The sequence below is a fragment of the Microcoleus sp. EPA2 genome (assembly GCA_020882975.1).
Classification (GTDB): domain Bacteria; phylum Cyanobacteriota; class Cyanobacteriia; order Cyanobacteriales; family Microcoleaceae; genus Microcoleus.
In genome coordinates, this window is record JAHRFD010000065.1 from 1 (window position 1) to 10,722 (window position 10,722).

The 10,722-nt window shown below is 46.7% G+C and carries 8 protein-coding genes; 5 read left to right on the forward strand and 3 right to left on the reverse strand.

All coding sequences use genetic code 11. The features are described from left to right. On the forward strand, nt 1-1,840 hold a 1,840-nt coding region (locus AAFP14_RS26425; RefSeq protein WP_341735130.1), incomplete at its 5' end, for a calcium-binding protein. A 428-nt stretch (nt 1,841-2,268) separates the two neighbouring features. Continuing rightward, the gene (locus tag AAFP14_RS26430) at nt 2,269-3,246 is read left to right on the forward strand and encodes an MBL fold metallo-hydrolase (protein WP_341735131.1); all 978 of its coding nucleotides are present in this window, start codon (nt 2,269-2,271) and stop codon (nt 3,244-3,246) included. Between the two features lie 169 nt (nt 3,247-3,415). Here the strand turns inward: AAFP14_RS26430 and tsf are convergent, their stop codons facing one another. Further along, nucleotides 3,416-3,874, reverse strand: coding sequence for a translation elongation factor Ts (gene tsf, locus AAFP14_RS26435; protein ID WP_341735132.1), 459 nt, complete (start codon nt 3,872-3,874; stop codon nt 3,416-3,418). A gap of 164 nt (nt 3,875-4,038) precedes the next feature. Between tsf and AAFP14_RS26440 the strand changes: the two genes are divergently transcribed. Next, nucleotides 4,039-6,480 (forward strand): VIT domain-containing protein, encoded by a 2,442-nt coding sequence (locus AAFP14_RS26440; protein ID WP_341735133.1) that lies wholly within the window; start codon nt 4,039-4,041, stop codon nt 6,478-6,480. 235 nt (nt 6,481-6,715) lie between these two features. Here the strand turns inward: AAFP14_RS26440 and rpe are convergent, their stop codons facing one another. Continuing rightward, nucleotides 6,716-7,417, reverse strand: coding sequence for a ribulose-phosphate 3-epimerase (rpe, locus tag AAFP14_RS26445; RefSeq protein ID WP_340523381.1), 702 nt, complete (start codon nt 7,415-7,417; stop codon nt 6,716-6,718). A gap of 112 nt (nt 7,418-7,529) precedes the next feature. Here rpe and AAFP14_RS26450 point away from each other — a divergent pair, with 112 nt between their 5' ends. Both AAFP14_RS26450 and AAFP14_RS26455 read left to right on the forward strand, forming a co-directional pair. Beyond that, nucleotides 7,530-7,904, forward strand: a complete 375-nt coding sequence (locus tag AAFP14_RS26450; protein ID WP_341735134.1) for a hypothetical protein — start codon at nt 7,530-7,532, stop codon at nt 7,902-7,904. Between the two features lie 105 nt (nt 7,905-8,009). Beyond that, on the forward strand, nt 8,010-9,410 hold the full coding sequence (locus AAFP14_RS26455) for an LCP family protein (RefSeq protein ID WP_341735135.1): 1,401 nt from the start codon (nt 8,010-8,012) through the stop codon (nt 9,408-9,410). A gap of 144 nt (nt 9,411-9,554) precedes the next feature. Here the strand turns inward: AAFP14_RS26455 and AAFP14_RS26460 are convergent, their stop codons facing one another. Next, nucleotides 9,555-10,460: an alpha/beta fold hydrolase gene (locus AAFP14_RS26460; RefSeq protein WP_341735136.1), complete on the reverse strand. Its 906-nt coding sequence runs from the start codon at nt 10,458-10,460 to the stop codon at nt 9,555-9,557. Nucleotides 10,461-10,722: the final 262 nt, after the last annotated feature.

A 10,722-nucleotide genomic window follows, 5' to 3' on the forward strand; every position in this document is an offset into this window, starting at 1 on the left:
CAATTATGCTACTGCCGACGGCACTGCCACTACCGCCGATAGCGATTACTTAGCAACCACAGGAAGTATCAGCTTTGCCGCCGGAGAAACCACCAAAACAATTACTGTTCCTGTCAATGGTGATGGCAAATTAGAAACTGACGAAACATTCAATGTCAATCTCAGCAATCCTGTCAATGGGACTATCGCCACAGCCACTGGGCAGGGGACTATTACTAATGATGATGTTCCATCTTCTTCCAGTAGCATCAGTATTAATAATGTCACGGTAACAGAAGGCAACAGTGGCACTACAAATACTGTATTTACTGTCAGCTTAAATAATCCCAGTCCCCAAACCGTCACCGTCAATTATGCTACTGCCGACGGCACTGCCACTACCGCCGATAGCGATTACTTAGCAACCACAGGAAGTATCAGCTTTGCCGCCGGAGAAACCACCAAAACAATTACTGTTCCTGTCAATGGTGATGGGAAGTTAGAAACTAACGAAACATTCAATGTCAATCTCAGCAATCCTGTCAATGGGACTATCGCCACAGCCACTGGCCAGGGGACTATTACTAATGATGACTTGCAGTCACCCACTCCGACTCCTACTCCAATTCCCACTCCAATTCCCACTCCCACTCCCACTCCAATTCCCACTCCGACTCCCACTCCCACTCCCACTCCAATTCCCACTCCAATTCCCACTCCCACTCCCACTCCCACGCCAGAATCTCCAGACGAAGATTGCATTTGCCAGCAAATAACCTTCCCCAGCCAAACTGATATTCGTGGCCCCAACACCATAAATAGCAGCATCAACGATATAGAAAATGAGGATAGGCTTCTGGGCTCGATTGGCAATGACAATATCAACGGCTTAGGTGGCAACGACTTGCTAATTGGCAACCCTGGGAATGACAATATTTATGGTGGAATTAACAGCGATGTCGGGATTGGCGCGGGCCAAGATGACGACGGGATTTTTGGGAATGAAGGCGATGATTACCTCAATGGACTCGCTGGGGAAGATGTAATTTTTGCCGGGGAAAACGATGATCTTGTTTACGGTGGCAAAGATGATGACATCATGTTTGGAGACAAGGAAAATGATACTTTAATTGGCGATGAGGGTAACGATACTTTATACGGCGGCACTCTTAACTCTTTAGATATCGATTCTACAGGTCACGATTTGCTATTTGGGCTCAGTGGCGATGATTATTTGAATGGGGAAGCACTCGCAGATTCCCTTTCTGGCGGCGATGGAAATGATACCGTACATGGTGGCAAAGGTAATGATTTAGCCGTGGGAGATTTGGGCAGTGATTTGTTGTTTGGTGATGAGGGTAGCGATACTCTCTGTGGTGGGGACGGAGAGGATACTATTTACGGGGATATTGGCAGCCCCGTGCCCGTTGGTTCTGCGGGCAGTCAAGACCAAATATGTGGCGGTGATGGCAATGATTTGCTGTTTGGCAATGAAGGTATGGATACTTTATGCGGGGATGCTGGAAATGATACTCTTAACGGTGGTAAGGATGAAGACAGTTTACTGGGCGGTGCTGGGGACGATTGGCTGTTTGGAGATGAGGGGAATGATACTTTAATTGGAGGTACTGGGAGCGATCGATTTATCTTAGGTATCGACAACGGCCGCGAGACTATTTTAGACTTTCAAAGTGGCAGGGATGCGATCGGCTTAATTGGCGGTTTAAGTTTTTCGCAATTGAGCATTAATGTAGAAAATAATTCTACTTTAATCCGAGTTACCAGTTCCGGTCAACTGTTGGCTACTCTCACCAATGTGTCCACAGGACTGATTAATGCTACGGATTTTGCAATCCTGTAAGTAGTTGAATCAAGCGATCTCCATTCCGGTTGTATCGGAATTATTAAACCACAGAGGACACAGAGGACACAGAGAAAGAGAGGAGAGAAATAATAATTCCGATGTCAACGGTTTTGATATGAGTCAATGGATTTTCGATTTTATATTTGATATGATTTCCGGTCGATTGCTCTCGTTAATTTTCCGCTATATCCCATTCAATAATCATGTTAGGAACTCCACCGGCTGAATTTGAGGTTGGGCAATTTTGTTTGGAATTTTGCTGCTGGCGGCGATCGGGCAAAATATCCTGCAATGTGTTGTTAAAAATTAACGATTTTATTGATTAATGTTAAAAGTTGTCACATAACCTAAACAAAGTAGTATTATGAGGTAATATTCGGTCAAAATTGGTACCATCCTTGACTCGAACGAGAGTATTTGTAACTATGCCTATTTCTCGTCGAACTTTTCTCACAGGGGCGATCGCCACCTCTTTCGCTCTACCTATCACCGGCAATTTATGGGCACAAACTGCTCGACCCATGATGCCCCGCAATACTGGCATCTATCGATTTAAGTTGGGAAACTTCAACTTGATTTCGATTAGCGATGGAACTTTGAGCGTTCCCGCAGCCATCTTTGCTAGCAATGCCACACCAGAAGAGTTTAATCGGGTGTTGCAGCAGGGTTTTCAAGGGGAAAAGCTCACTCTAGATTGTAATGTGCTGTTGGTGGATACCGGACAGAACAAAGTTTTAATCGATACAGGCAGTGGCTTGTTGAATGGAGCAACAGTGGGCAAGTTAATCGACAACTTGCAGCAGGCACTGATTAAACCTAGCGATATTACTGCGGTGATTTTGACTCACGCCCATGGCGATCATGTGGGTGGTTTGAATGGGAAAAGCGGGTTGACATTTCCCAATGCTCGCTATTTCATCGGGAAACAAGAGTGGAATTTTTGGACGAGTAATTCGGTGGATTTACCCAAGTTTGGGGGGCCGGCAGACATGAAAAAGCAGATGATTGAGATTGCTAAAACTCAGTTAGGTTTGATTCGCGATCGCGTTACTCAATTTGATGTTAACCAAGAGTTTTTGCCGGGATTTACAGCCATTCCTGCCTACGGTCATACACCCGGTCACGTTGCGATTAGAATTGCATCGGGGAATGCGGTGATGGTGCATACGGCCGATACGGTTCACACTAATACAATTAATTTGTGGAATCCAAGCTGGAAACCGATTTTTGATGCCGATCGCGAGATGGCGGCCACAACTCGCCAAGCCGTACTGGAAAAAATTGCGCGCGATCGCACGTTAATGTTTGCTTATCATTTTCCTTATCCAGGTATCGGACATTTGCGCGATCGCAATGGTGGTGGATTTGATTGGCAACCTGTCAACTGGCAATTTGAAAGTTAATTCTGGTTACGGGAAGAATACAGAGGTTATCTGCTACGATCGCCCCTTGGATCGCACTGTTAGCTACTCTCACCAATGTAGCAGCAGAGCTGATTAATGTTACCGATTTTGTAGAGGTCTAAATCGATACCAGTGGGGACACGGCAATGCCGTGTCCTTTGGCCCGCTCTCAACCTAATTCAAAGCGCGAGAAACGTTTAACTTGAATAGCTTCACCTACAACAGCGCTATAGCGATCGAGCAGGACTTTTACAGTAACCTGTGAATCGCGAATATAAGTTTGTTCCAACAAGGCCTCAACCGACTCAAGTGGAATAGCTGCAATTTGCATGGCGAGGTTTTTTGCCAATTCTTGAAATGTGGCAGACCGAGCCACAAAATCCGTTTGGCAATTCACTTCTATTAGCGCGCCAATGCTCTTGTTATGATGAATATAAGACTCGACAATGCCTTGAGTTGCTTCATTTCTTTGTAAGGCTTGAGCGCGGATTAAGTCGTTTTGACCCAGCCACGTGATCGCAGCTTCCAAATTGCCCTGATTTTCTGTCAGTGCTTGCTGGCAATCCCCGATCCGCGCCCCGGTTAAATCTCGCAACTGTTTGACGAGTTGGGCTGAAATCCGTGCCATTTTTATCCCTCCATCACTTGCGTACTTCATATTGTATGATATTATAATACAATATATCCTACATCGCAAAAACAGCATAAAAAACCGAAAATAATTTTGATTCCCTTAATCCAACCGTCAAGTGTCCACTGTCAACTGTTATTCACCTAGGGAGGACTACTTTTATGCCATCATTGACATCTCCAACCGATCGCACCAGTGGATTATACGTGCGTTCCCCCGAAGCAGAACAACTCGTTTTTCCCCTGAAACAGACAGAAATCAGAGCCAAAATAGCCGGAAATCTCTCGCGAGTTGAAGTCTCGCAGAAATTTGAAAATCCTTTCACCAAGCCGCTAGAAGCCATCTATATTTTCCCGCTACCAGCCGAAGCAGCGGTAGATGAGATGGAAATTAAAATTGGCGATCGCACAATTAAAGGCAGCATCAAAAAACGCGCAGAAGCCCAACGAATTTACGAACAAGCCAAACAAGAAGGGCGGACAGCCGGTTTGCTGGAACAAGAGCGAGATAATATTTTCACCCAATCCCTCGCCAACATCAAACCCGGTGAAGAAATCGAGGTCACGATTCGCTATACCGACAGCTTGAAATTTCTCGCTGGGGATTATGAATTTGTGTTTCCGATGGTAGTTGGGCCGCGATATATTCCCGGTACGCCGCTGGATGAAACAGCAGCTAGCGGCAGCGCCCCAGCCCCAATGACAGTTAATTCCGATACTGATATTGTCCCCGATGCGTCGCGGCTGAATGCCCCGATTTTACCACCGGGAATGCGATCGCGACACGAGATCGGCGTGACGCTGGAAATTGAGGCGGGCGTACCGATTCGCAATGTCAATTCCCCCTCCCACCAACTGCAAATTGAATATTTTGACTCTCCCCAAGATTCCACAGTCAGCGAGCAAAAAAACGGACTGAAGGTGCGCGTTCAGTTGGGAAATACAGATACAATTCCCAACAAAGATTTGATAGTGCGCTATCAAATTGCGGGTCGAGAAACCCAATCGACGGTATTAACTCAAGCGGACGATCGCGGCGGGCATTTTGCAGTTTACTTGATTCCGGCTATCGAGTACAAAATCGATGAAATTGTGCCGAAAGATGTCGTATTTTTAGTCGATACTTCCGGTTCGCAATCGGGCGCGCCTTTGCAGCAATGTCAGGCATTGTTGCGGCAATTTATTAACGGGCTGAATCCAGGAGATACTTTCTCGATTCTGGATTTTTCTAACTCTGTGCGCCAACTGTCAAAACAACCGCTACCGAATACAGCAGAAAATCGACAACAGGCGATCGCCTATATCAACAAACTCCACGCTGGTGGCGGTACGGAAATGTTGGGCGGGATTCGCGCGGCGATCGATTTTCCCGCACCATCCGGGCGCTTGCGCACTGTGGTACTCCTCAGCGACGGTTTCATCGGCAACGAAAACGAGATTTTCGCCGAAGTGCAGCAGCATCTCAAACCGGGGAATCGCCTGTACAGTTTCGGTGCGGGGAGTTCCGTAAATCGCTTTTTGCTCGATCGCATGGCGGAAATCGGGCGGGGAATCTCGCGGATTATTCGGCACGACGAACCTGTTAACGAATTTGTCGAAAAGTTCTTCCGGCAAATCAACAATCCGGTGTTAATAAATCTGGAAATTACTTGGGAGGGAGAGGGCGAAAATCCGGTAATTTATCCATCTGTTGCGCCGGATTTATTTGCCGAACAACCGCTTGTTTTATTTGGCAAAAAGGGCGATCGCCAACCTGGAAAACTTCAGATAAAAGGGGTTAGCGCAGGCGGACACCAGTACGTCCAAACCTATGAAATGAACTTTACCGAAACTGGCAATCCGGCAGTTGCCCAACTTTGGGGGCGACATCGCATCAAAGATTTGATGAATCAGATGGTGCAGTACGAAACCAAGGTGGGAGTGGAAACGGTAACAGAAACGGCGCTAACCTATCAGCTTTTGTCGCAATACACGGCTTTTGTGGCCGTCAGCGATGATTTGCGCGTCGAACCGGGTACGGAATCGATCGCGATGAACGTGCCAGTAGAAATGCCGGAAGCTGTGGAATATCTGGGTGTATTTGGTGGCAACACAGACTGGATGATGCAGGAAATGGTTGGAGGTTATGCACCTGTTGCAGGGTTTACAGACCATTTTGAATTTGATGAAGAAGATGTAGAAAGAGCACGCGGCATCACATTTAACCGCCTAGAAGAACGGATGTATAAATTGTCCGCACCAGCCCCCGGTAGCGCCCCGAGTGCACCCTCAAAGCGGAAGCGCGCGCGCTCTAAACCACCTTCACCTATAGAAAAACCACCTTTACCTATAGAAGTCGTTAGCGCTGCGGGGTTGGATGAAGAGGCGATCGATAGTTTAAACGAACACTTGGCAACTCTGACTGTGCCGCCCGGTACAAGCGGCGAATTGGTGTTAGAAATTGTCTTCGGTAAGGTGCGCGCCAGTCGCATAGTTGTGGATGCTGATGCTTCGACTTTGGCGGATGTGGAGTTGCTCAAAACAATTAAAAAATGGCTCTTTAGCTGGCGCATTCCTCACTTTATTGGGGATACAGTGCGGCTGACGTTGCTGGTGCGATCGTAAAACAGCATAATTTTAGATCAATTCCTCTCTTCATCGTCCTGTATTCATTTCTCTCTGTGTTCTCTGTGTTCTAGGTCCGGTTAAATCATGACCATGCAACGGTCAACGATATTACTCGATCGCCCACAAAAAAAATGGAAGAATCTACTCTTCCATTTTTTAATCATGACTATTAGTCCTGATGGCAAACCACTTTTTTTATGAGTAACTTGACGGACACGATCGCATTTTGGAATTAAACAGCGGCCAACTCAGGAGTCGGGCGCTTGCTGTTGCGGATACCCTCGATTGCCCCTGCATAATCCTTCGCCTTAAACACGGCAGAACCGGCGACAACAGCATTTGCGCCCGCTTCCAAAACCTGCCAAGTATTGTCCACCTTCAAACCGCCATCCACCTCAATCCAAGGATCGAGACCTCTCTCATCGCACATTTGGCGCAACTGGCGAATTTTTGGCAACACAGTCGGAATAAAACTTTGGCCGCCAAAACCCGGATTGACGCTCATAATCAGCACCAAATCGCAAAGTTCCAGCACGTACTCAATCAACTCCAAAGGAGTCGAAGGATTTAGAACCACACCAGCCATTTTGCCCAATTCCCGAATTTGACCGAGAGTGCGGTGCAAGTGAGGCGAAGCATTGTGTTCGGCGTGAACGGAAATAATGTCAGCACCAGCCTTAGCGAAGTCCTCAACATACTTTTCTGGTTCCACAATCATCAAGTGGACATCCAGAGGTTTCTTAGTCACGGGGCGAATTGCTTCTACAATCAGCGGTCCGATCGTAATATTAGGAACAAAGCGACCATCCATCACATCTACGTGAATCCAGTCAGCCCCGGCTTTGTCGATCGCCTGAATCTCATCTCCAAGACGGCTAAAATCGGCTGATAATATAGATGGAGCAATCACGATCGGTTTTTGGGATTTGGTCATGGCTTTCGTCTGTTCTCCTGTCTCCTTGGCTGTATCCAGTTTATCAAAATGTGGGTCTGGGGGCTGAGGAATTTTGAGTTGGAAGTTTTAACTTGCGAATGTAGATAAAAATATGAAAAACAGAGATCCCTTAGAAAATCCTGAACTCGATCGAGTAAGTCTGTTTGTACTACTAATCCCCGTCATCGGCTTTTTTCCTGCCCTGTGGAAACTTTACCGCCACCAGGGCAGCCCCGAACACAAAGCCGTCAGCCGTTTAGCCATTGCCCTAGCTTTAAGTTGGCTGTTAGGGCATATTTTTTTAGAAGCAGGAGCCATTTCTGCGGAATCTTGGACACTTCCCATGTTATTAATGAGTAGCCTGTTGACAACCAGCTATTTCATCATCAGCCTCAGTCTGATGTTTCGGCTTTGGAGACGCCAACCACTCTGGCTCCCCGGCCTTAGCCACGTAGCCGAACGATTGGTCGGCAAACATCTATCATAATTTAGGGTTATTTTCTGCCCTTAGCGTATTGATTGATTGTCTCTTCAGGTTGATACTACAAATTGCCATTATCTTTTTTTATTCTTATTGTGTGTGAGGAAGCCAGTGCCAGCTCAAACAAATCCTAATCAAGACCCTACCAAACAACCAGCCACCAATCCCTCAACCAGAAAATCTGCCCCGCCTCATCGAGGCCGTTGGCTGGGATTTGGTTTTGGTTTAGCTGGAGTCGCCATGCTCTCAGCCACAGCCGGAGCACTGCTAGCCGTTTCTCTGTCCACAACCCCGCTTCAGCAACAGAAGTTGACCCCAGAAGAAGCGGCGGTGTTTTCTCAAGGGGATATGGCCAAGCTGAGCATGAAAATGCCAGAGCTCACTCGCCCAGTAAATATTTTAGTTTTAGGACTTAAGGTTCTGAGTTCCGACCTTGACGGCCATCCCGACAAGGAACAGGGATACGATGTGTGGCAAAACTCTTTTAAAGGGTTAACTGACACCATGTTGCTGGTTAGGTTCGACCCTCAAAATCAAAAATTAAGCGTACTTTCTATTCCGCGAGATACCCGCACCTATGTTGAAGGTAGGGGGGAGGTGAAAATCAACGAGGCTAATTACTATGGCGGTCCGGCTTCCTCAGCCAAATCGGTCAGCGGACTCCTGGGCGGTGTGGGAATTGACCGCTATGTCACCCTCAATATTCAAGGCATAAAAAGCTTAGTTGATGCCCTTGGTGGCCTGACAATTAATGTCCCTAAAGACATGAAATATACCGATGAAAGCCAGCATTTATATATAGATTTAAAGGCTGGTAAGCAGAAGCTAAACGGCGAACAAATCGTACACTATTTGCTTTATCGCCACGACAATTTGGGGGATATCGGTAGAGTGCAGCGCCAACAATTGTTGATGCGCGCTTTTGTGGAACAGGAAGTTAATGTCGGTTTGCTTTCTCGATTGCCCAAAATTTTGTCGGTAATTCAGTCTCATATTGACACAAATTTGAGTGTTGAGGAATTAGTGGCTTTGGCTGGTTTTGCGACGAAAACCGATCGCTCTAGCGTGCAAATGTTGATGGTTCCCGGTAAGTTCAGCGATGCCAAGGACTATAAGGCTAGTTACTGGTTGCCCGATCAAAATGCGATCGAAACTCTGGTGGCCGAACATTTTGACTTCGGTCAAAATACTTGGAAAATCGAGAATGCTGATGCGACTTTTTTGAAAGTGGCGATTCAAGATAGTACCGGCGATGAGGCTGCGGTGGAAGATTTTGTCAATACTTTGACTCGCGCTGGCTATCGGAATGTTCAGGTTTATAAAGATTGGCCAGAACCCTTGGATGTCACTACTTTTGTGGCTCAAGATGGCGATATTAAAGGTGCGGAAGCAATTCGCGAGTCTGTGGGTTTTGGGGATGTTTTGGTTGAGAGTACCGGTTCTTTGCAATCGGATGTGACGATCAGATTGGGCAAGGATTGGTTGAGTAAAAAGTCTCAGTCAGGTCGATAGTTTTAAACATGGTATTTGTAGGGACACAGCAGTGCTGTGTCCTTTTTACCCAAAAACCGGGTCTAAAGCCCCGTCCTTCGCTTGACGGCTTTTCCTCTTTAAGCTTATCAATCCAGTCCTCTACAAGTTCGCGGTTCAATCCTACTAATTTGCTGGCAATCCCGATCGCCCTTTAATCCAATCAAGTAAAATAGGATTCACCAATTCCGGCGCTTCATCCTGGGGACAATGGCCAACCCCCTCCAAAGGAATAAACTGTTCAACCGCCGGGTATTTAGCCAATTCCCGCCCAAGGGCGATCGGCTCCCAAGGGTCATCCGTACCCCACAAAATCAAAGCAGGACAGCTCAAACGAGGCAACAAATCCTCCGGTAACGGGCCTTGAGAATAACTAATAAATGCTACAAAAACTTCCACAGCACCAGGATCTCGCGCTGGTTTCAACAACATTTCTATCAGTTCATCAGTAACAGCTTCAGGACGGTGATAAGCTTGCAAAAGCACTTTTCGCACTGTATTAGGCGTGGCCAATTGTTTGAAAAATAATTGACTAATCCATTTGACATTTAAAACTTTTTGTGCTATGGGCGCTCCTAAACTGCGATACCAAGGCATTTGGGCCCGTTTGCGATCGTGCAACAAGCGCAAAGAACAATTAAGCAAAACCACAGCAGAAGCAATCTCAGGAAAATCCACAGCAGCTTGCATAATTGCCACACAGCCGATCGAATTTCCCACCAAAAAAGCAGGCCCCCCCGCAACTTCCCGACAAAAATCAGCAATTAGCTGACCCCAAGTCTCAAAAGAATAGTCAATTTCCAATTTCGGCACAGGTTTAGCAGAAGCGCCAAAACCAATCAGATCGATCGCATAACAGCGACAATCAACAGCCAATGCCGGCAAATTCTTGCGCCAATGGCCCCAAGACGCACCGAAACCGTGGACAAACACCACCGCAGGTCCCTGGGTTCCCGCAGTCTGGTAACAAATCGGAAAACCTTTCCACACCCAAGTTTGAGGTGCAACAGTAGTTAACGTAGAAGAAGTCATAGAACTAAAAAACTCAAAATTCAACAGTACAAAAGACCAAAACCCTTAACACAAACCCTATCGCAATTCGAGGCAACCTTCCTTTTTTCCCTCCTCCCTCTGCGCCCTCTGCGCCCTCTGCGGTTAAATCTTCTTCCGATACTTTTTTGCTAACTTTTGCTAACAAATATATAAGTTGAGGTTTGACTTCAACCAAGGCGTATCAACCGATGCCCGAAGGAAGATCCCACGAGCACCGTTTAGATCCCGGTTCATCTGATTT